The organism is Bradyrhizobium sp. AUGA SZCCT0431, assembly GCF_018131065.1.
Taxonomy (GTDB): Bacteria; Pseudomonadota; Alphaproteobacteria; order Rhizobiales; family Xanthobacteraceae; genus Bradyrhizobium.
The window spans coordinates 1-20889 of sequence record NZ_JAFCLR010000057.1 but is presented as its reverse complement, the minus strand read 5'-3'; the positions used below and the strand labels follow the sequence as shown (position 1 = coordinate 20889).

The window sequence follows — 20889 nt, the reverse complement described above, 5'->3', positions numbered from 1 at the left end:
CCAGATATCGATGGCCGCAATCGGTGCGGGCTTGAACGGACCGGCATCTTGAAAAACCTTCTTACCGACATCTCCGGCGTTCGCGTCGGCCACGCCGACGACGCTTCCGTCGCATCCGGGGTGACTGCGATCATTTTCGATACCCCCGCGACCGCGTCGATCGATGTCCGCGGCGGCGGCCCCGGCACCCGCGATGAAGCCCTGCTCAAGCCTGAAGCCACGGTCGAGGCCGTCGACGCGATCACGCTCTCCGGCGGCTCCGCGCTTGGGCTGGACGCCGCAGGCGGCGTGCAGGCCTGGCTCGCCGAACAGGGACGCGGCCTGCGGATCCGCGAAGCGATTATACCGATCGTGCCCGGCGCGATCTGCTTCGATCTTCTGAACGGCGGCAACAAGGCCTGGGGACGTTTCCCGCCCTATCGCGATCTCGGCTATGCCGCCGCCTGCGCGGCGGGGACCGATTTCGCGCTCGGCAGCGTCGGCGCCGGCCTTGGCGCCACCACGGCCAATTTCAAGGGCGGCCTTGGCTCGGCCTCCGCGCAAACCGAAGATGGCGTCATGGTGGCGGCGCTCGCGGTGGTCAATGCCGTCGGCAGCGTCACGGTCGGCGATGGACCGTGGTTCTGGGCGGCGCCGTTCGAAATCGGCGACGAATATGGCGGACGCGGACTGCCGCCGTCATTCACAAAGGACATGCTGAAGGCGCGGCTCAAGGGTGGCCCGGAACCGATCTCCGGAGAAAACACCACGCTGGTCGTCGTCGTCACCGACGCGGTGCTGACGAAAGCGCAGGCCAAGCGCCTCGCGATGATCGCACAAACCGGCATGGCGCGCGCGATCTACCCGGTGCATGCGCCAACCGACGGCGACGTGGTGTTTGCGGCGGCCACCGGCAGGAAGCCGGTCGATCCGCGGCACGGCCTCACCGAACTCGGGATGGTGGCGGCCAATGTGGTTGCCCGCGCGATTGCGCGCGGCGTCCACCAGGCGACCGCGCTGCCCTTTCTGGGCGCGCTACCGGCGTGGGGGGATCGCTTCGGCTAGAGCATGATCCGGAAAAGTGGGAACCGGTTTTCCGAAAAGATCATGCTCAAACAAAAATGGTCGCGACTACCGAAGCGTCGCCGGGTCTCTTAGGGTTAAGACCCAATATAACCATGTTGAGATTCAACGGGTTGGTCAACCGAATCGGGGGGGCCAACAGATGCGGGCGAACTTGTTTTGGTTTAGCGACGGGCAATGGGCGAGGATTGAGCCGTTTATTCCAAGCAATCGCCGTGGCGTGAAGCCGAAGAACAATCGGCGCATTTTGAGCGGGATCATGCATGTGCTCAAGAGCGGATGTCGATGGGTCGATTGTCCGCCGGAATATGGGCCGGCCGAGACGGTCTACAATCGCTTCAACCGCTGGAGTGCGCAGGGAATTTGGCAGAGCATCTTCGAGGCGGCGGCCGAACCTGCTGAACCGCCGGAACGAATGGCTCTCGACAGCACGCATGTCAAAGCGCATCGCTGCGCTGGCGGCGGAAAAGGGGGGGGCGTCGGAACAGGCGATTGGCATCACCAAGGGCGGGCGCAACAGCAAGATTCACCGCCTTGTCGATAAGCTGTGCCGCCCGTGGGTCTTGATCCTCACGCCTGGCAACACCGCCGACTGCACAGTCGGGCCGGCCATGTGTCAGTCTGCTCGACGGCATCGCCGAGTTGCTCGGTGACAAGGCTTATGACAGCAACTCGTTCCGCAAGTCTCTGCGCAAGGACGGCATCAAACCGGTGATCCCAGGCCGGTCAAATCGGAAGAAACGCATACGTCACGACAAGCAAGCCTATAAGGATCGCAACGTCATCGAGCGCGGCTACTGCAGGCTCAAGGAGTTCAGGCGCATCGCAACGCGCTACGACAAACTCGCTCGGAACTACTTCTCAGCCCTGTGCCTCGTTGCCGCCGTGGCATTCTGGCTTTAGTCGTGCGCGGTTTCCGCTTTTGGGATAACATGGCGAGCGTGTCGGCACCCGGATGACGACGGGAAACCATGAAATGAGCTCGCAGCGAGTGTCGGGAACCGCCGTGCAACGAACCATTGCCGTCCTGGGCTCGGCGGTTTTCTTCGTGGTCGCCCCATGTACGCTGGCGGGGCTCGTTCCATGGTCGATCACGGGTTGGCAACTCCGGCCGCCGTTCCTTGGTCTGGAGCTGACGCGCGGCATCGGCGCGATAATGATTCGCGCAGGCGTGCCTGGGCTCGTTGACGCATTTGCGCGTTTCGCGCTGCAGGGTCTCGGCACCCCCGCGCCCATCGCGCCGACCCGGAATCTCGTGGTGACCGGTCTCTACCGTTATGTGCGTAATCCAATATACGTCGCGGTCGTTGCCATCATCCTGGGTCAAGCGGTGCTGATGGGCGATTGGCGCCTCATCGTCTACGGCGCGCTGCTCTGGCTCGCCTTCCACGTCTTCGTCGTGGCGTACGAAGAACCCACGCTCGAGCGGACGTTTGGGAGAGAGTACGAGGCGTTCCGCGCCGCCGTCCCGCGCTGGATACCGCGGATGACCCCATGGCGGTCGAAATGATCGGTGGCCCGCGGTTGTGCGAGCCGCTGCTCGCGACCGGTCTCGGACGCTTCACCGGCGCCGCGAGCAGGCACGCTAACGGCCCTCGGAAAAGAACATCTCCCCATTGGCGAAGCGGTTGGGTTTCAGGCGCATCGCAACGCGCTACGACAAACTCGCTCGGAACTACTTCTCAGCCCTGTGCCTCGTTGCCGCCGTGGCATTCTGGCTTTAATCAATTGAGTCTGGACCCTAGAGCGTTTTCAAGCGAAGTGGACCCCGGTTCGCATAGCAATCAAGTTTACGCAGATAGCGTATACTTATCTGCGGTAGAAAACGCGTCAAAACAAAAAGGTTCAGGCGCTAAGCGAGAGCGATGCGGCCGAGGCTGAAATCGCCTGCGCCTGACGCTGAATCATCTGCTCGATGAAATTGTACGAAGACGTTGCGGCGCTCGAGGAACTTCCCGATGCAGCCGACGTCATCGTGACCTTGGAACCGTCCGCATAGGTCAGCGATGTCGTCACCGAACCGTCGCTGTTGGTGACGGACGTACTGGATGCGCCCTGCAGCGCCTGCATCAGGGGATCGGAATTCGATCCGTTCTCGCCCGAACCGCCGGCGGCGCGATGGTGGCGGCCCTTGCCGCCCTTCAGCGCCGACGCCAATTCGCCAAGGCTGACCGAACCGTCGCCGTCCTTGTCGAGCTTCCCGAAGACGCTGTCGGCATTATCCAGATTGGTGCCGCCGGCGCCGAGCGCATCGTTGAATTCCGATTTGGTGATCTTGCCGTCGCCATTGCCGTCGATTTGCGAGAACAGGCTCTTGAGCGAGTCCGAGCGGCTCGTCGACGCCGGTGACGTCGACCCCGTCGAGGACTGGCTTTGCGCAGCCAGCAGCGCGCTCATGGTTGCCGGCGAGATCTGCGAACCGCCGTTACCTCCGGCGCTGCTGCTCGAACCGGTCGAGGCCGAGGCACTCGCGAACGAGTCGAACAGGCCAGCCTTGGCAGTTCCGGTGGCCTTTGCGGACGACGACTTCGAGGAAGTCAGCGCCTGCAGGGCATCGATCGCTGATGACGCGGCACCAAGAGCAAGCAACATGACAGAACCCCAACAACGCCGCTCAGCGCGGCCCCTCGTTCATGCCGGTTCCTCAGCAAGCGCCGTGCCACGGCGAGAAACCCAACAAAACCGCGGTTTTCCTGATCCCGGCCGGTCCGCCAAGGCGGGAACATGACCGGCAATAGCTGCCCGCCGCGGCAGATTTTTCCGCCCGACCGGAGTCATAGCGGCCGCATTGCCCCCGGCCGCGCTGCATGATACGCGGGGCCATTCTGTCCCAAGTGCACCGGAGCGCACATGTCCCAGCAATTTGCGTCGCGTCCGCTCATCATCGCCCCGTCGATCCTGGCTTCGGATTTCGCCAAACTGGGCGAGGAAGTCCGCGCGGTGGACACCGCCGGCGCCGACTGGATCCATCTCGACGTGATGGACGGGCACTTCGTGCCGAACATTTCCTACGGCCCCGACGTCATCAAGGCGATGCGCCCGCATACCAAGAAAATCTTCGACGCGCATTTGATGATCGCACCGTGCGATCCCTATCTCGAAGCCTTCGCCAAGGCCGGGTGCGATCAAATCACCGTCCACGCCGAGGCCGGTCCGCATCTGCATCGCTCGCTGCAGGCGATCCGCGCGCTCGGCAAGAAGGCCGGCGTCTCGCTCAATCCGGGCACGCCGGTAAGCGCAATCGAATACGTGATCGACCTGATCGACCTCGTGCTTGTGATGTCGGTTAATCCCGGCTTCGGCGGCCAGGCCTTCATCCGCTCGGCGCTCGGCAAGGTCCGCGACATCCGTGCGATGACCGCGGGCCGTCCGATCGACATTGAAGTTGACGGCGGCGTCGGTCCTGAGGTCGCGGGCGAACTCGCCGCCGCCGGCGCCAACGCACTGGTCGCCGGCTCCGCGGTATTCAAGGGCGGCACCGTGGAAGCCTACAAGACCAATATATCAGCGATCCGCAATGCCGCCGCAATGGCGCGCGGCGAAGCGATCTAGCTCCTCGCGTCCCTGTTACGCGAACAGCTCGCGGTCCCTGATCTTTCGCGGATCGGTATAGTCGTCATCCCACCAAGGTTTCTCGCCTCGATGGCGCGGCGGCTTGGCGAGCTGCAGCTTCTTCCTCGCCTTCTTGGCCTCGCGTTGCGCAATACGAAAATGATAGTGGTCGAAAATGCGGAGCGCCTCGATGGTATAGGACACCGCTACGCGCCGGTCACGGATCAGTAGCAGGTTTTCGCCATTCTTCCGGTCGGCCGGGATCGAGAAATTGTAGGAGCCGAGATAGACCCGTGCCGTCGGCTTGTCGAAATCGATTACCACGAACTTGTGATGCATCCGGTTTCCGCCGCCGCCGGTAGGCTCCTTGTTGAACGGCGCGGGAATGTTCTTGTCGAGTGCCGCGGCGAATACCGGCGCGATATTGCCGTTCGGCATTTGCAGGTCAATACCGCCGACCTTCTTGTCGGCAATGCCGTAAACGAAGATGCCCGTCTTCTTCGATACCCTCTTGATGCTTTCCTTGATCACGCCGGGCGTGATCGAGAGGAAGGCCAGCGAGTAAAACAGACAGGACGTGGTTCCGGCGATGTCCTTGCCGATCTGATCGAGCAACGAATTCGCTTTCGAGTGCGGGGAAAACGCGACCTTGGCGTTGATGTTCTTCAAACCCAGATCCACCATCTCGGCGGAGGCGGTGTCATCGAATGTCTTTTCATTGTCGAAGTAATTGTCGAACGCCGCGAACGCCAACGCGACCGGCTTGGCGCCCTCCACCACCAGCGCGTTGTTGGCTTGCACATAGAGGCCGCGCCAACTCAGATTGGTAGACCCAAACACGACCTTCTTCACGGTCGGACCGCTCACCATGATGGATTTGTTGTGCTGCAGGCTCTTCATGTGCTGGCGCTTGACGTTCGCTTTGCCCGCCGATTTGACCAGGCGCTTCGCGGCCTGGCTTTCACCGGACGTGGTCTCGCCATGCTCCTTGCTGTCATCAATAATGATCCTGAGGCGTTTGCCGATCTTCTCGAGCCGACTGACCACCTCGGGCTCGCTGAGGTCATAGGCGACAACGCGGACATCGGCCTTGTCCTTGATCGCCTGGTCGAGCAGATCGAGGATGGTCTCGCGCGCCTCGAACCCCATCCAGGCCAGCGCCTTCTCTGTTTGGGGATGCGTCGGTTTGAACTTGAGCCCCTGGTCGGCCTTGGCCGGAAGCAGCGTTTTGATCGGCCCGAACTTGTCGAACCGATCGACGAATGCCTGGGACGACACGAAGCCACGGGTGAATGTCACATTGAGCTGACCCGGATAGGTCTCGCGCCGAAGTTCGATGGCAGCTTCCTGTGGCTCGCCTTGGCTCAGCCTGTCTTCGTCATCCATGAATATCGGCGTGACGCGATAGGTAAAATCGCCCGCGAGATTGGCATTGCGCGGGAAGTGAACCCAGCGGAATTTCTGGATCGGCGAGACCAGCGTCGATAGTTGAATGGGGTTGACCTCCCCGTCCGCGGTCGGGAACGCTACGCGGTTGTTCAACGGAAAGAACTTATTTTGGTCCGGTGGTTTGCTTTCGATCGCAAAGCCGACGAAATCCGGGGGCGGTTTGCCCTTTTTCCAGTTCATCGCGACAAGGCACATCCCATCGCCGCGGTGAAGTTTCAATGTGAAAAGCGCGGCCTTGTTGGTGCCGGTGACCTGGAAATCCTCGCTGCTCATATCTCCCCCTTGGCAAAACTTGCCTGCAATACCTGACTGGACCCGCGCTAATTGCGCCGGCCGCAATTTGGTTGCCATTGCATAAATGCAACCTAAACGATAGCAGGAATTGGCCAGCGCAAATGTGACGCAGCTTACAAATTCAGGCTTGCAAGTTCACTTGACCTGCAGCGCACTGCGGTCCGCACCCGCGAAGGGGAAATTAATCCGGGCTCTCTTTAACGCCGCTGCGATCTGCCGATTACGCCAGCGTATGGACGATCACCGGTCCGGCAACCGCCGTCGCCGGTCCCGTGAGCAACGGCGTCAGGTTTTGTTCGATCCAGGCGATCCCGCGCCGGTTCGACTCCTCGGCGCCTGCGTAATTGTTGAAGATGCTGATCGCCGTCACGGTGTCGTCGGGCGCATAGACCACGTAGTAGGCCATGAACCCTTCGACATCACTGATAATCGGAATCGCGCCTTCCTTGATCCTGCGTGCCAGTTCTTCGGCCATGCCGGTCTTTGCCTTGCCCTGACGAATGGCGGCATACATGGGAAACCCTCCTTCACCGGTAGCAGAAGCCCCACGCCGCATATTACGCCATCCCCGGCAACCGCGCCATCCAACGTTGCGGTCCGAACCATTCTTGCACCGCAAGCGACCAACGGGCGTGAGCATGGATGAAATTCGATCGACACTGTTTTCCGCGAAGCTGCGGCGGCTGCTTGCCCAGGCACTGCAACGCGGCGAACGCGTGCTCTGGCAGGGCCAGCCCGACGCTGTCGCCGACATGATGATGTGGCGGTTTTTGTGGTGGATCGGATTCCCGTGGCTGACGCTCGCCGTCGTCGCTACCGCCAAAGGCTGGATCGATCAATCGGCGGTGTTCTTTCTGCTGTTCGGCGCCATGATGATCGCGGCACCCCTGGTGATGCTGCTGTACGATTGGCAGACGCTATGCGTGATCACCAATCGCCGCGCGCTGATTCTGCGCACGGCCTGGGGCAGGCCGACCGTCAAGGGTACCTCGTTCGAGGACATGGACGCGACATTCGAGATCCTCGACATCGGCCGCGGCGCAGGCCACCTGAATTTCGCGTCCGGTGTTTCGACCCGGTCGCCCGATACCGACTATACCGGCCGCTACGGGTTTCGTTGCATTCGAAATCCCTCCGCCGTGCGGGACATTCTCGAGCGCGCACGTAGCGGAAACACGCAGCGCGACTAGAGCATGATCCGGAAAAGTGGGAACCGGTTTTCCCTCGCGACAAACGCGCAGCGTTTGCGCGGAGATCATGCTCAAACAAAAGACTAGAGCGGGATGATGAATCGAAGAGAAATCATCACGCTCTAGCGTTTCCGCCACATCCCGCTTGCGCAACCGTGCCATCCAACGTTGTGGCGGCGCGGTCCGAACCATTCCTGCACTCCAAGCGACCAACGGGGCATGAGCATGGATGAAATCCGATCGACGCTGTTTACCGCGAAGCTGCGATGGCTGCTGGCCCAGTCGCTGCAACGCGGCGAGCGCGTGCTGTGGCAGGGGCAGCCCGATGGCATTGCCCGCATGATGTTTTGGCGATTTCTGTGGTGGATCGGAATTCCCTGGCTGGCTCTCGTCGCGATTGCGGTCACCAGGGGCTGGATCGCCGAATCGGCCAAGGTCCTCCTGGTGCTCGGGGTGGCGATGGTGGGCACACCTCTGCTGGTGCTGCTGCGCGACCTGCAGACGCTGTACGTGATCACCAATCGCCGCGCGCTGATCGTGCGCACCTTCGGCAAGCCAACCGTGACCGACACCTTGTTCAGCGATATGGACGCGACCTTCGAGATTCTCGACATTGGCCGCGGCCGCCCCTGCGCCCTGTTTTTCGCGTCCGGCATTTCGCCCCGTGCTTCCGATACCGCTTACACCGGCCATTACGGGTTTCACTGCATTCGAGACGCCGTAGCGGTGCGCGATATCCTCGAGCGTGCACGTCGCGAAGACGCGGCCCGGCCGGCTGGCACTCGCCAGGGTTCCGCTCGCGGCTGATGGAACCCAAAGCGTCATCGTCTTGGCCATCGTGTTGGCCATTAACCTTCATTGTCTGGCCATAAAGCCGGAACACCGTCGCGGTTCATTCTCGACGGAACCAGTCCATGACCAAAGCCCTCACCGCAGCCGCCATGATCCTGCTGCTTGCGCCCTCCGTAGCCTTTGCGCAGCACCGGGCTGGCGACGCCGCACTGGGTGCGGTGTCGGGCGCTGTGGTGCTGGGGCCGATTGGCGCGGTCGCAGGCGCCTTCATCGGCTATTCGGCAGGACCGGCGATCGCGCGGTCCTGGGGAATTGATCGATCCGGATCGCAGCGTCCGCGCCGGCAAGCCTCGAAAGAGCGCGTGCGCGGCGCGCGAGCGGAAGTTGCTCGCGAAACCAGGCCCGCCGCCGCTCGCGTCGAAAAAGATGCGCGTGTCGCGACGACCAGGAACGAAGCAAACCCTGCGACGCCGAGCGTGAGGCCATCGGCGCCTGCGGCAACGTCACCAGCGCCTGCAGCGATGACAGCAGCGCCCGCGGCAACGACGCCGCCGCCTGTGCAAACACTCGAGTGAGTCCGGCGCATAGCTAGCGTGGACGATCCGCTGGCTCGCGAATAATACCGTCACGCAGGTTACGCACCGCACCTGCAGCAATTCATATTGCGCTGCCGCATGCTCAATATTGATGCGGCCTACCGTAGAAGACCGGTCTTCACGGATTCAGGCAAATCACGCACAACGCGCTTCCGAATTTCGCGGAGGGCGGCATCATGACGATGACATTTGTCTGGACCGGCGTGGCGTTGTGGCTGGCCCTGAATGCAGCCGTCACCGTTTGCCTGGTAGCGGCAGAGCCCGGCAACAAGAGGCGAACAGACAATCGCGCTCCCCGCTGGATGTGAACCATGGGCGTGATCGCCAGGCGATCGATGAGGCGCAAGCGCCTGATCGCGCGGCGCCCGCGTCCCGATCTCGAATTCTTCTGCAGCCGGTATGAGCGGCGCCGGCCGGCGATGGACCGGCTCGATAGCGGTTCCCGGTCCGATCTTTACGAATTGGAAAGCCGGACGCAGTTACAGGATCGCCGCTAAACACCGTTCCCCCAAATCGAAGCCGGCCTGTTCGCATTTTTGCGCCGTGCGTGGGAACTGTTCGCTCAAGCTAAGAATTTTACAGTCAAAGAATTTCGAGAGAGCCATGAATCCGCTTTGCCCAAGCTGTCTGAACGAGATGTCGGAGACGACGTCGTCGCGCAATATGTTCCGTTGCGAACCCTGCCGCGAAATCATCCAGTTCTTCGACGTCTGGCAGGACCGCGACACCAAACCGTCACGCGACGTGAAGCGCCCGATCGATCAGGTTCGCGCCGCCTGACGCCAGGCGGCCCAAGCTGCCTGTGCGTGGGGTGCTGGCGCGGAACCGCTATTCCTTCCGACGCAGGATCATGCCACCGTGATGCAGCACGCCGTCGATGAATTCGCCATCGGCGGTGAAACCGGTGTCATCCCAGTAATCGATGTGATTTCCCCTGATCTCATAGCGCCCCTGGTAGGCGCTCTCGCGATTGCCGCGGGCTTCGTCGTAGCGGCCGTTCGGAAGCAGATTGTGGCGGATGTTCCCGTCGGCCGTGATCCACATCCCGGCGTAGGAATGGTTTTGTGCCGGCTGGGCAGCAGATTTCTGACCTGAGTTCATCTGAGCAAGACCTTTCTCGAGGGGTAACACGACAGCGCCGGCGAACAGCGCGATAGCGGCAATCATGTAACTGCGCGTTGGCGGTTGCCTGTGAAAACGAAGACCCATGGTTGCCTCCTTAAATGGCTGCCTCCTTATTTGCAGGCTGTCGGCCGGATAACGATCTCGTTCACGTCGACATCATCGGGCTGTTCGACGGCGAAGCGGACGGCGCGGCCGATCGCGTCGGGCTGCAGCGCAATGGCGCGGTAGGTTTTCATCGCTTCCGCGGCCACCGGATCGGTGATCGTATCGGCAAGCTCGCTCTCGACCACGCCGGGATGGATGCAGGTGACGCGAATGTTGTCGTGTTCCTGCCGCAACCCATCCGAGATCGCCCGCACCGCATATTTGGTCGCGCAATAGACCGCGGCGGTTGGTGAAACCGAAAGCGCGCCGATCGAGGCGATGTTGACGACATGGCCGGAGCCCCGGGACGTCATCTCCGGCAGCACCGCGGCAATGCCGTGCAGCACGCCCTTGATGTTGACGTCGACCATCCGATCCCACTCATCGGCCTTCATCGAGGCCATCAGCGAAAGCGGCATGACGCCGGCATTGTTGACGATGACGTCGACGCGGCCCCAGGTCTGCCGCGCGCCTTCCGCAAACGCCGCGACATCGGCGCGGTCGGTGACGTCGACGCGGCGCGGCATGGCCTCCCCGCCCCTGGCCCTGATTTCCTCCGCGAGCGCGTCCAGCCGGTCGGTGCGGCGCGCACCGAGCATGACCTTCGCGCCGGCGGCGCCGACCTCCCGGGCGATGGCGGCGCCGATGCCGCTCGAAGCGCCCGTGACGAGGATGACTTTGTTGAGGGACATGTCTGGTCTCTTTCCTGGCTGGTTTGCGAGCCGCCATGAGCGGTTGCCAGGAAGTTAGATCTGGCCCATTGTCGCCGGAAGACGACCATTTCTTCCCAACATGGAAAGAAAATCTAACCAATGGAGCCGGATCTCAATGCGCTGGCCGTTTTCGCCCTCGTGGCCGAGGAGCGGAGTTTTCGCGCGGCGGCCGACCGCCTGGGGGTCACGCGCTCGGCGGTCAGCCAGACCATCCGGCGGCTGGAAGAGACCCTCGGGATTGCACTGGTGCAGCGCACGACGCGCAGCGTCAGCCTGACCGAGGCCGGCGAACGCCTTTACGCCGCGACGGCGCCCGCGATTGCGGAGATGCGTGCGGCCATCGAGACCACAGGGAATTTGCGCGGGCTGCCGCGCGGGCAGCTGCGGCTGGCCGTCTCCTCGATCGCGGAACGCTTTCTCGCAGGCCCATTCCTGGCGGCGTTTGCCGAGGCCAATCCGCAAATCCAGATCGACATCACCGTGACCGACGAGGAATTCGATATCGTCGCCGAGGGATACGATGCCGGCGTCAGGCTCGGCGAAGTGATCGAGCAGGACATGATCGCGGTGTCCGTCGCGGGCGACGAGCGGCAGCTTGCGGTTTGCGCGCCGGCGTACCGCGACCGGTTCGGGCTGCCTTTACATCCGAGCGAGCTTGCAGGCCATCGCTGCATCGGCTGGCGCCCCGCGCCCAAGGTCGCACCCTATCGCTGGGAATTCGCGGAGCGCGGCAAGGAGTTCAGCGTCGCCGTCGCACCCGAGATCACGACCAACGACATGGCGCTGATGATCAAGCTCGCCATCGCCGGCTATGGCATCACCTTTGGCATGGAAGCGAGCTTTCGCGCCTCGATCGAGCGCGGTGAGCTCGTGTCCGTACTGGAAGAATATTGCCCGCGCTTCGCCGGTTTCTACTTGTATTATCCAAGCCGCCGCAACACGGCCCCGAAACTGCGCGCGCTGATCGATCACGTCCAGCGCTTCAGATGAAACCTTAAGCCTCGATCGCGTTCGGCTTGCGCCCATCTTGCTGCACCGGCGCCATGGCCGACCGCGGCGGCCGCACCACGGTCACCGTGCAGGCCGCCTCAGCCGCGACCTTGGCCGAGACGCTGCCCAGAAACGTCCGCATCATCGAATTCCGTCGCGCGCCGATGACGATATGGTCGACCTGATTGACCCCGGTGAATTCCAGGATCGCGGATGCGGGATCGATCGCTTCCAGCACATGCACCGTGAGCCGGCTCTCATCGAGTTTCAATGGCGAGGCCCAGTGCCGGAGCGCGACCAGCCGGTCGATGTGCTTGTTGTTGCCCTCCTCGTCGAGCGTCCGGTCGATGGTGATGCGGCCGAGTTTCAGGACATTGATGCAGGCGAGCCGCGCCGATGGCAGCGTCGCCAGCAATTGCTCGGCTGACATGCGCAGGCATTCATTGAGCGGTCCCGAACCTTCTTCGGTATCGATGGCGACGGCCACGATTGGCCCCGACGCCAGTTGCGCTGCCACATCCGATTTGGGTTTCGGCAGCGTCAGCCCGCGATTGAAGCGGCGGCGCCACACCGTGGTGATCGGATCGCGCTGCAACCGCTCCGACCGCGCGGTGAGTTTGACTTGATCCGGATGCGCCAGCTCGAACGCCAGTTGCGACGCCGTCGGGTGACGCCACACCGGTTCGATTTCCAGGCACCGCAGCACGATTTCCTGCAGCCAAAGCGGATAATCCGGCCGCAATTGGCGCGGCGGATACGGATCGCGCCACAGCCGCCGCTTCATGCCGCGCAGGGTCTCGCTTTCGCCGAACGGCCGTACGCCCGTCGTGAAGAAATACAAAAGCACGCCCAGTGAAAACAAATCGCTGCGCGGATCGTCGCGCACGCCGAGCAGGCGCTCCGGCGCCATGTAGGGCGCGGTGCCGTAGGGCAAACGGAATTCTTCCTGCAGCAGATCGGGCAATTGATTGTGATGCGACAGCCCGAAATCGGTCAGCACGGCCTCGCCGGTTTCGCGAAACATGATGCTGCTCGGCTTGATGTCGTGGTGGATGACGTTCTGCCGGTGCAGGTCGGCGAGCGCGGTCGCGATCTTGCCGGCGATCACCCTCGCCTCTTCATACGGGATCGGCAGATCGCCGAGCCGGTCATACAGCGTTTTGCCGGGGATGCGCTCGATCACCACATAAGGCTGCCGGTCGAAATTGCCGGAGCCGAAACAAAGCGGCACGTGCGGGCCGGCGAGCCGCGGCACGATCATCTGCTCCATCTCGAATGAGACGATCGCGGCCGGATCCTCGCCCTCGGAAATCCTCGGGATCTTCATCAGCAGCGGCACATTGATGCCGGGATGGGTCACGCTCCACAGCGTCGCCATGCCGCCTTGATGCACGCGCTCGCCGATCGCAAAACCGTCGAGCTCGGCGCCCGACTCAATCGAAGGCTTCGCCATCGCTCAGCGCCCCTCGAGCAGGCGATCGGCCAGCCAGCGCGGCAGGCCGTTGGCGCGGATCCGGTCCGCCGCGGTCTCGACGTCGTACGGCACGCGGCAATAGGTGATCTCGCGCGTCGCGGTATCGAGCATCGCAAACGCCGCCGCCGGATTGCCGTCGCGCGGCTGCCCGACCGAGCCGACAACGGCCAGCCAGCGCCGGCCACCGAGCAACTGCACCGGGACATCCGAGGTCGGCACGAAGCTCGTCATCTTCGCCGCCGACGACATCGAGTAAAGCGCGGGCTGATGGATATGACCGCATAAGGTAACGTGGACATGGGGCTGTGCGTCCGTCGCTTCGATACTGCGGGCGGCTTCCGCCGTACCCTCAACGTAGCGCCATCGCGCCGGACTGCTTGCTTCGGAATGCACGTAGAGGCGATCGTCCTCCTGCCGCGTCAGCGGCAATTCGGCGAGGAACCGCCGCTGCGGCGCGCTCAGCCGGCCGCGCGTCCATTCGATCGCGGCCTGGGCCGCGGCATTCATGGTCTCGGACGGCGTGCCGATGGCGTTGTCATGATTGCCGCGCACGGCGACGGCGCCGTCATGGACAAGGTCCATCATGGTCTCGACCGCCCATTCGGGGTCGGCGCCATAGCCGACGATGTCGCCGAGGCAGATGATCCGCTCCGCGCCGCGCGCGCGTGCCGCCGCAAGACAGGCGCTGAACGCCTGCCGGTTGGCATGGATATCCGCAAAGATTGCGAGACGCACAGCTTCCTCCGCGTCCATGATCGCGCCGCTGCCGGCACGTGCCTTGATGGATATCAAACACCGGGAGGCATGCGGCCCGCAATGATGCGGAAGACTGGGATGTCAGGGGCCCGCTCGGATCAGCGCTTCTTTGGCGCTTCCAGGCCCTTGATCACCAGCGCCAGCAGCGCGTCGATCCGAGCAGCCGTTTCCGGATTGCTCCATTCGTCCGAATGCGCGGGGTGATGGTAGCGGATGGTGGCGTCGAACACCGCGCGCGCTGAAACCTTGACGTCGGCGACCTGGAATACCCCCTGTTTCACGCCGTCGGACAGAATATCCGCGACCTGACCGACCAGGCGCTCCTTGTGCGCGTGGACGACCTCGCAGGCCTCGCGGGCCAGCGTCAGGTAGGTCTGGAACATCTCGGGATCTTCGGAGACCTTCTTGTACTTGATCTCGAACATCGTGCGCAGCCACTTCTCGAGCCTGGCCGGCGCCGGTCCGGAGGATTCCGCGATCTTCTGCAGCGGCGCGTTGGCGCGGTCGAGCCAGCGTTTTGCAACCGCCTGGCGCAGTGACGCCTTGCTGGGGAAATGGCGGTAGACGCTGCCGTGGCTGACATCCAGCGCACGGGCAACGTCGACCACCGTGGCCTTGGCCAGCCCGTAGCGGCGCAATACGTCCTCGGTAACCTCGAGAATTCGCTCAGGGGTCAAAACCACGACTTCGTTCATGCGCACACCTGCGAAATGATGGAACGGGTGGTCATTTAATCCCCCTAAGAGCGTTTTCGAGCGAAGTGCATACCGGTTCGCGTGAAGAAAACGCGTCAAAACAGGAAGCTAGAGCATCAATGCTCTAGCCTTTAGAAGGTTCAGCTTTTCAGCGGTCCCAAACGGGTCGCCTGGGCTTCCAGATGGCGGGCCACCCGGGCGTTCAGCCAGCGGGTGATTTGTGTCGTCAGATTAATGATTTCGATTGTCATGGCTTAAGTCCTCTTCAAATACCCGGGCTCAGTGCCAGCGAACCCGGATGACGCCCCTATCCGTGGCGTCGAAGAAGGATATAGCATGTCTCGCTGACAGATTTCAATATCTGTCATTCAGTTTTTCGTGATTGGGACCCCCTTCCGGCCGCCCCTTCCGCCGGGCACTCCGCCCCAGCCTGGCCCGGCGTTACCCAGCCGTTTTTCCCGGCCGTTTGTCTCGCTTTGTTTGTCTCATTTGGGCGGCCCTGCTAAAGCACGGCGTAAAAAACAATTCGCCGGAGTCGTCGATGATCCCCCGCTACACCCGCCCGGAAATGGCCGCCATCTGGGAGCCGCAGACCCGCTTCAAGATCTGGTTCGAGATCGAGGCGCATGCAGCCGACGCGCAGGCGGAACTCGGCGTCATCCCCAAGGAAGCCGCCAAAACCGTCTGGGCCAAGGCGCGTAACGTCACCTTCGACATCGCCCGCATCGACGAGATCGAACGCGAGACCAAGCACGACGTCCTCGCCTTCACGACCCATCTGGCCGAGATCGTCGGCCCCGAGGCGCGCTTCATTCATCAGGGCATGACCTCCTCCGACGTGCTCGACACCTGCTTCAACGTGCAGCTCACCCGCGCCGCCGACCTGCTGCTTACCGATATCGACAAGGTTCTGGCCGCGCTGAAGAAGCGCGCCTTCGAACACAAGATGACGCCGACCATCGGCCGCTCCCACGGCATTCATGCCGAGCCCGTGACGTTCGGCCTCAAGCTCGCTTATGCCTATGCTGAATTTTCCCGCGCCCGCGAGCGCCTGATCGCCGCCCGCAAGGAAGTCTCCACCTGCGCGATCTCGGGCGCCGTCGGCACCTTTGCGCAGATCGATCCGCGCGTCGAAGAACATGTCGCCAAGGCGATGGGACTGACGCCGGAGCCGATCTCGACGCAGGTGATCCCGCGCGACCGCCACGCGATGTATTTTGCAACCCTCGGGGTCATCGCCTCCTCGGTCGAACGCCTCGCCACCGAAATTCGCCACCTGCAGCGCACGGAAGTATTGGAAGCCGAAGAGTTCTTCTCCGAGGGCCAGAAGGGTTCTTCGGCGATGCCGCACAAGCGCAACCCGGTACTGTCGGAAAATCTCACCGGTCTGTCGCGCATGGTGCGCGCCTATGCGATGCCGGCGATGGAGAACATCGTGCTCTGGCACGAGCGCGACATCTCGCACTCATCCGCCGAACGCATGATCGGCCCCGATGCCACCGTGACGCTCGATTTCGCGCTGATGCGCCTCGCCGGCCTGGTCGAGAAGCTTTTGGTTTACCCCGAGAACATGCAGAAGAACCTCGACCGCCTCGGCGGCCTCGTGCATTCGCAGCGGATTTTGATGGCGCTGACGCAAAAGGGCGCCAGCCGCGAGGACGCCTACAAATACGTGCAGCGCAACGCCATGCCGGTATGGCGCGGCGAAGGCGATTTCCTGACGTTGCTGAAAAAAGACCCCGACGTGAAGAAGCATCTGAGCGACGCCGAAATCGAAGAACGCTTCGACCTCGGCTATCATTTCAAGCACGTCGACACGATCTTCAAGCGCGTGTTCGGCGAGAGCTGACGACGCGTAGGGACTGCGCCCCCTCTCCCGCTTGCGGGCAGGGCTGGGCTGGCGTGGGGGTGCTGCCGCGAGTCAGACTGTTCGTGTGGAGAGAGCCCCAACCCGCCGCACTTCGTGCGTCGACCTTAGAGCGAGCTTCGCTCGTCTCAACCCCGCAAGCGGGAGAGGTGAATCGAGTCCGCGGCTGTCACGGCGCTGCCATGGCTTTCCGCCCTTGCCAAAGCGATTTGAATCATCCCAAATTGGCTTATTCCAAAGTTCTTGCGCTGGCGACGGCCCGATGAACAGGCCGCCGGGACCCTCAAATCAACCCAACGGTAACCGCGGATCGGCTAAAGTCGCAGCGTGGCAGCTCCTCCAACGATTCTTGTCTTCGATTCCGGCCTTGGCGGCCTCACCGTCTTGCGCGAGATCGTGGGCGCACGGCCCGACGCCCATTACGTCTATGTCGCCGACGATGCATTCTTCCCCTATGGCCACCATACCGAAGAACAGATCATCGCCCGCGTCGTGCCGCTGGTCGGCGAACTGATCGCGGCCCACTCCCCCGATCTGGTGGTGATCGCCTGCAATACCGCCTCCACGCTGGTCATGTCGCATCTGCGCAGCGCCTATTCTGTGCCGTTCGTCGGCACCGTGCCCGCGATCAAGCCGGCCTGCGCCAGCTCAAGAACCAAACGCGTGTCGGTGCTCGGCACCAAGGGCACGGTGAAGCGGGAGTACACCAGAAAGCTGATCGACGATTTCGCGCAGGGCTGCGAGGTCACGCTGGTCGGCTCGGCCGAGCTCGCCGCATTGGCCGAACGCGCGCTCAGCGGCTTTTACGTCAGCGACAAGGACATCTCGACCGAACTGGCGCCCTGCTTCGTCGGCAACGGCGCCGGCGATGCCGCCCGCACAGATACCGTCGTGCTGGCCTGCACCCACTATCCCCTGTTGCTGGATCGCCTGGTGAAGTTGGCGCCATGGCCGGTCGACTGGATCGACCCCGCACCCGCCATCGCGCGGCGCGTCTCCGATCTGCTCGGCGGACCCGGCCGCGAATCCGACACCGCCGGCGCCGAGATGGTTTTTACCTCGAAGCGGCCGCACACGCTGAGCCAGGCACTAATGCCGTTTTTCGGCGGGCGGGTGCCGGCGTAGCGGACGTTGGATTAAGCCATCGCGGAGCCTGTCACCGGGCGCGCAATCGCGCGACCCGTTGGCTCCACCGATCCTACGGATTCGAAGCCGCGGTAAAAACCGCCAATTGAGCATCGAAAGCACGCTTGAAGGCCGGCCGCGCTTCGCCGCGGGCGACATAGGCGGAGAGGTTCGGATGTTCGTCCAATATGCTCGACGCATTCAGCCTGCGCAGCACAGCCACCATCATCAGGTCACCGGCGCTGAACGCACCATCGAGCCAGTCGGCATCGCCAAGGCGAAGCGAAAGTTGGCCCAGCCGGTGACGGACGCGCTCCTCGAGGAGAGGCATGCGTTGCGCGGACCAGGGCTTGTCGCCCTCAAAAAGCCTGGCCATTCCGAATTCAACGATCGGCGGCTCCACCGTGCTGAGCGCGGCGAACATCCATGTGATCGCGCGCGCCCGGGCATTCGCATCGTCAGGCAACAGGCCTGCATGGCGCTCCGCGATATGAAACACGATCGCCCCCGACTCGAACAGAGCGAGATCGCCTTCTTGATAGGTCGGAATCTGCCCGAAAGGATGAAGCGCACAATGCGCGGGCTCCTTCATCTCGCTGAACGAAACAAGACGAACGTCGTAAGGTTGGCCTACTTCTTCGAATGCCCAACGAACACGCATGTCACGTGCCTGTCCCTTGCCGCGGTCGGGCGAACTTTCAAAGGCCGTGATGGTGGGGATCATTGGAGGGCTCCGGTTTTTGCATGATGCCGTCGAGATTTGCGTTCGGAGGACGAACGACCGGCGCGGCTCCCGACAGCTTACCTCGTCTTTTTTGGCTGGAGGACTTCACCTTCTGCGCGCGGCCGTACCGGCGAACGACCTGAAACCCCTCTCTCGGCGAAGCCCGCAGGACGGATTGAAGCCCGCAAGGTCTCGTTCAAGCAACCTGTGCCAGGGTTGGCCAGCGTACCCGCAAGACAGCTTTGCCGCCGATATCAGTCGCTTCACCTGATCTATGAGCAGCGGTTGAGGTAGCTGCTTAGACCGGGCTCAGCAGCGGGTGAGATAACGGCACGCCACCTCGCGAGCAAAGCGCAGCCGGCGGTTGGCATAGGCGCGACCGCCATAAAGGCGAAAGTCGACAAACGTGGCAGAGCCCACGACGCCTTCGGTAATCGACATCGTGTAGAGGCACTGGAATACAGGGTTCAGCGCCTCCTGACAGCGCGCTGAAAAAAACTCGTCGTCGGAGCCGCCGACATAGTAGGAAAAACTGGAGACGCCCCGGTAATGCGCCAGTCCGTCGAAATCGTCGTCCTGACGCTTCGGGGCAGATCGCGGCACGTCGTCGCGCATCGCATCCGCATAGGCTACACTCGATATTTTGCTGGGGCTGATCTGAACGATCGTCTCTTCAGCGCGCATGCGATGACCGGCCGTGGCGGGGTCGATACCGTCTCGTCGCGCCCGATCCGCCGTTGCCACCGTCCAGGCTTCACCTGTACCGTCAACGAACATCAGGTTGACGTCGTTCGAACTCAGTTGCGAGGGTAACGGTCCCTCGCTTGGCGGAAAGCCATTGACGAAAAATATGTAGGCCCGCGGCACTACGAGATCGGGGAAGTCGGCCTTCCCGACAACTTTGTTGACCAGGCTGATCCGGACCGGGGTCATATCGAGCGAGGAGAAGTGAAGATAATCCGCGCGGGCAGAAGAGGTACAGATGCCAATTGGCACCGCCCACGCGAATACGGCAGCAGCAAGCGTCAGGCCCATGCGATAGCATGCCCGCGTTACCATGCGCTGCATCTCGCAGTCATCGACTTTCGACCTTCAATACAAATTCACGCGCGTTGTCGCGGCGATTGGGCGGTGAAGCCATCCAGCGAACCAAATCCTCGATGGCCGGGCTCTCTACGTTTGTTGTTCGAATTTCCGCATCTATTCCCAGATAGACCACGATACCCGGCACGGGCTTCAATTTGGGCAAGTGGTGCAAGCGGCCATAAACAACACGCAGCCGTTCGCCCGGGTTGGGCAAATCAGCGGTGATGCGCAACATCGACACCTCGCCAACCGAGATGGTCGGCAAAGGTCCTTTTTTGCTCGACCACAACGTCATTACTGGACCGCTTTGATCAGGGCTGAGCGTGTGGACCACTCCCGGGCACTCCACTTCATGGAGTTCAGGAACAAAAGCGAGACCGCCCGATAAAATCGTCCCGGTGACAGGATCTTTGTAAAACCAATAAGGCCGTACCCAACTGTTCGGTATGTAGAGATTTGTAGGGCCGAATTGCACAATTCTCACATCTGCAATCGACCCGTCGGCCAGGATCAGGTTTTTACGCTCAGGCAGATCAGGGCAGTTCGGGGGCTTTGGCGGAGAGGTTTCGGCAGATGTCGCGACGGCGTTTTCGCCTCCTGCCATCAACATCGCTCCGAACGTAATTCCCAATAAGAGGCGTCGGTTCACTCTGGCTTCCCGTACCTTTCGTGAACGACCTCGGACACCGCACTGTCGATGGCGCTCGTCCCTCGCACTTCCACTCTTTGCGGCTGCGCGACAAAGGAGAATGGACGCTCGCCACCTCGCCGTAAAGCTAGCCGTCACATCCAACGGTTGTAAACTGGAATCCGAAGCGAGCGCTAATTTTCGGTGAACGGGACCGGTCATTTCGCGAACTGCGTCGCCTCGCGCGCAAGCGCAATCTCGCGATCCGGGTGCGACAAATCAACCCGACGGGCAAATCAGTTCTGATTTTCGGAAATGATGTCAAGCCCCGAAATAAAAAATATTTCGCTTTTCCAGAAACCAAATCAGGCATACATATTTGGCCATCCCGTCCCACTCAGAGGGCGTCGGCCGTCGTCACGGACGTTGGACGGGTTGCGGTGGACGCTGAAGTTGCGAAGACGTAACGCGACAGAGGCGTACGGCGAAGGCGCGTGGTCCTGACACCCCGTTGCTGGTGTCAAGTTCCTGAGAGGCCAAAAGCTGATCAGGAGCGACGGTGGCAAGAAAGCCCGTTCACCGGGGAGATCGCGTTATAAGCCGTAAAGCCATTGCGCAGGGAAGGCC

The 20889-nt window shown here is 62.2% G+C and carries 23 protein-coding genes and 2 pseudogenes; 14 read left to right on the top strand and 11 right to left on the bottom strand.

Translation table 11 applies throughout. The features are described from left to right. The first annotated feature begins 48 nt into the window (after positions 1–48). The 4 genes and pseudogenes from JQ567_RS34810 to JQ567_RS34795 all read left to right on the top strand — a co-directional run. Positions 49–1044, top strand: coding sequence for a P1 family peptidase (locus tag JQ567_RS34810; protein ID WP_212443005.1), 996 nt, complete (start codon positions 49–51; stop codon positions 1042–1044). 160 nt (positions 1045–1204) lie between these two features. Next, positions 1205–1965, top strand: a pseudogene (locus JQ567_RS34805) (IS5 family transposase). Between the two features lie 73 nt (positions 1966–2038). Next, a complete protein-coding gene (locus tag JQ567_RS34800; protein ID WP_249165925.1) occupies positions 2039–2572 on the top strand; it encodes an isoprenylcysteine carboxylmethyltransferase family protein in 534 nt (177 codons plus the stop codon). 124 nt (positions 2573–2696) lie between these two features. Beyond that, positions 2697–2786, top strand: a pseudogene (locus JQ567_RS34795) (IS5/IS1182 family transposase); the annotation flags it as partial. 121 nt (positions 2787–2907) lie between these two features. Here the strand turns inward: JQ567_RS34795 and JQ567_RS34790 are convergent. Further along, complete coding sequence (locus JQ567_RS34790; protein ID WP_212443003.1) at positions 2908–3654, bottom strand: EF-hand domain-containing protein; 747 nt, start codon at positions 3652–3654, stop codon at positions 2908–2910. Positions 3655–3912: 258 nt separating this feature from the next. Between JQ567_RS34790 and rpe the strand changes: the two genes are divergently transcribed. Then, entirely contained in the window at positions 3913–4614 is a 702-nt protein-coding gene (rpe, locus tag JQ567_RS34785; protein WP_212443002.1) for a ribulose-phosphate 3-epimerase, read from the top strand. Positions 4615–4629: 15 nt separating this feature from the next. Here rpe and JQ567_RS34780 read toward each other — a convergent pair whose 3' ends face one another. Beyond that, complete coding sequence (locus JQ567_RS34780) at positions 4630–6336, bottom strand: phospholipase D-like domain-containing protein (RefSeq protein WP_212443001.1); 1707 nt, start codon at positions 6334–6336, stop codon at positions 4630–4632. Between the two features lie 241 nt (positions 6337–6577). Beyond that, complete coding sequence (locus tag JQ567_RS34775) at positions 6578–6871, bottom strand: antibiotic biosynthesis monooxygenase (protein WP_192734137.1); 294 nt, start codon at positions 6869–6871, stop codon at positions 6578–6580. A gap of 124 nt (positions 6872–6995) precedes the next feature. On the opposite strand from JQ567_RS34775, the gene JQ567_RS34770 reads away from it, so the two are divergent. The 6 genes from JQ567_RS34770 to JQ567_RS34750 all read left to right on the top strand — a co-directional run bounded on the left by JQ567_RS34770 (position 6996) and on the right by JQ567_RS34750 (position 9715). Continuing rightward, a complete protein-coding gene (locus JQ567_RS34770) occupies positions 6996–7547 on the top strand; it encodes a hypothetical protein (protein WP_212443000.1) in 552 nt (183 codons plus the stop codon). Between the two features lie 219 nt (positions 7548–7766). Next, positions 7767–8354 (top strand): hypothetical protein, encoded by a 588-nt coding sequence (locus JQ567_RS34765; RefSeq protein WP_249165924.1) that lies wholly within the window; start codon positions 7767–7769, stop codon positions 8352–8354. A gap of 107 nt (positions 8355–8461) precedes the next feature. Then, positions 8462–8914, top strand: coding sequence for a hypothetical protein (locus JQ567_RS34760; RefSeq protein ID WP_212442999.1), 453 nt, complete (start codon positions 8462–8464; stop codon positions 8912–8914). A 197-nt stretch (positions 8915–9111) separates the two neighbouring features. Continuing rightward, positions 9112–9243, top strand: coding sequence for a hypothetical protein (locus tag JQ567_RS38755; RefSeq protein ID WP_283816608.1), 132 nt, complete (start codon positions 9112–9114; stop codon positions 9241–9243). Positions 9244–9246: 3 nt separating this feature from the next. Next, on the top strand, positions 9247–9432 hold the full coding sequence (locus tag JQ567_RS34755) for a hypothetical protein (protein WP_212442998.1): 186 nt from the start codon (positions 9247–9249) through the stop codon (positions 9430–9432). A gap of 106 nt (positions 9433–9538) precedes the next feature. Further along, positions 9539–9715 (top strand): hypothetical protein, encoded by a 177-nt coding sequence (locus tag JQ567_RS34750; protein WP_212442997.1) that lies wholly within the window; start codon positions 9539–9541, stop codon positions 9713–9715. A 48-nt stretch (positions 9716–9763) separates the two neighbouring features. On the opposite strand, the gene JQ567_RS34745 is transcribed toward JQ567_RS34750, so the two are convergent. Both JQ567_RS34745 and JQ567_RS34740 read right to left on the bottom strand, forming a co-directional pair. Beyond that, a complete protein-coding gene (locus JQ567_RS34745; protein ID WP_249165923.1) occupies positions 9764–10144 on the bottom strand; it encodes an Atu4866 domain-containing protein in 381 nt (126 codons plus the stop codon). A 26-nt stretch (positions 10145–10170) separates the two neighbouring features. After that, a complete protein-coding gene (locus JQ567_RS34740; protein ID WP_212442996.1) occupies positions 10171–10896 on the bottom strand; it encodes an SDR family oxidoreductase in 726 nt (241 codons plus the stop codon). A 120-nt stretch (positions 10897–11016) separates the two neighbouring features. On the opposite strand from JQ567_RS34740, the gene JQ567_RS34735 reads away from it, so the two are divergent. Then, positions 11017–11907, top strand: a complete 891-nt coding sequence (locus tag JQ567_RS34735) for a LysR family transcriptional regulator (RefSeq protein ID WP_212442995.1) — start codon at positions 11017–11019, stop codon at positions 11905–11907. Between the two features lie 4 nt (positions 11908–11911). Here JQ567_RS34735 and JQ567_RS34730 read toward each other — a convergent pair whose 3' ends face one another. The 3 genes from JQ567_RS34730 to JQ567_RS34720 form a co-directional block, all read right to left on the bottom strand. Next, entirely contained in the window at positions 11912–13360 is a 1449-nt protein-coding gene (locus JQ567_RS34730) for a bifunctional serine/threonine-protein kinase/universal stress protein (protein WP_212442994.1), read from the bottom strand. A 3-nt stretch (positions 13361–13363) separates the two neighbouring features. Beyond that, positions 13364–14116, bottom strand: coding sequence for a metallophosphoesterase (locus JQ567_RS34725; RefSeq protein WP_212442993.1), 753 nt, complete (start codon positions 14114–14116; stop codon positions 13364–13366). 119 nt (positions 14117–14235) lie between these two features. Then, positions 14236–14832: a TetR family transcriptional regulator gene (locus tag JQ567_RS34720; protein ID WP_212442992.1), complete on the bottom strand. Its 597-nt coding sequence runs from the start codon at positions 14830–14832 to the stop codon at positions 14236–14238. Between the two features lie 541 nt (positions 14833–15373). Here JQ567_RS34720 and purB point away from each other — a divergent pair. Continuing rightward, positions 15374–16681: an adenylosuccinate lyase gene (gene purB / locus JQ567_RS34715; RefSeq protein ID WP_212442991.1), complete on the top strand. Its 1308-nt coding sequence runs from the start codon at positions 15374–15376 to the stop codon at positions 16679–16681. A gap of 345 nt (positions 16682–17026) precedes the next feature. Beyond that, on the top strand, positions 17027–17824 hold the full coding sequence (gene murI, locus JQ567_RS34710; protein WP_212442990.1) for a glutamate racemase: 798 nt from the start codon (positions 17027–17029) through the stop codon (positions 17822–17824). A gap of 73 nt (positions 17825–17897) precedes the next feature. Here the strand turns inward: murI and JQ567_RS34705 are convergent, their stop codons facing one another. The 3 genes from JQ567_RS34705 to JQ567_RS34695 all read right to left on the bottom strand — a co-directional run bounded on the left by JQ567_RS34705 (position 17898) and on the right by JQ567_RS34695 (position 20238). After that, positions 17898–18548, bottom strand: coding sequence for a glutathione S-transferase family protein (locus tag JQ567_RS34705; RefSeq protein WP_212442989.1), 651 nt, complete (start codon positions 18546–18548; stop codon positions 17898–17900). A 309-nt stretch (positions 18549–18857) separates the two neighbouring features. Further along, positions 18858–19583 carry a hypothetical protein gene (locus tag JQ567_RS34700; protein WP_212442988.1) on the bottom strand — a complete coding sequence of 242 codons (726 nt, stop codon included), beginning with the start codon at positions 19581–19583 and terminating at the stop codon, positions 18858–18860. Positions 19584–19623: 40 nt separating this feature from the next. Beyond that, the gene (locus JQ567_RS34695) at positions 19624–20238 is read right to left on the bottom strand and encodes a hypothetical protein (RefSeq protein ID WP_212442987.1); all 615 of its coding nucleotides are present in this window, start codon (positions 20236–20238) and stop codon (positions 19624–19626) included. Between the last annotated feature and the right edge of the window lie 651 nt (positions 20239–20889).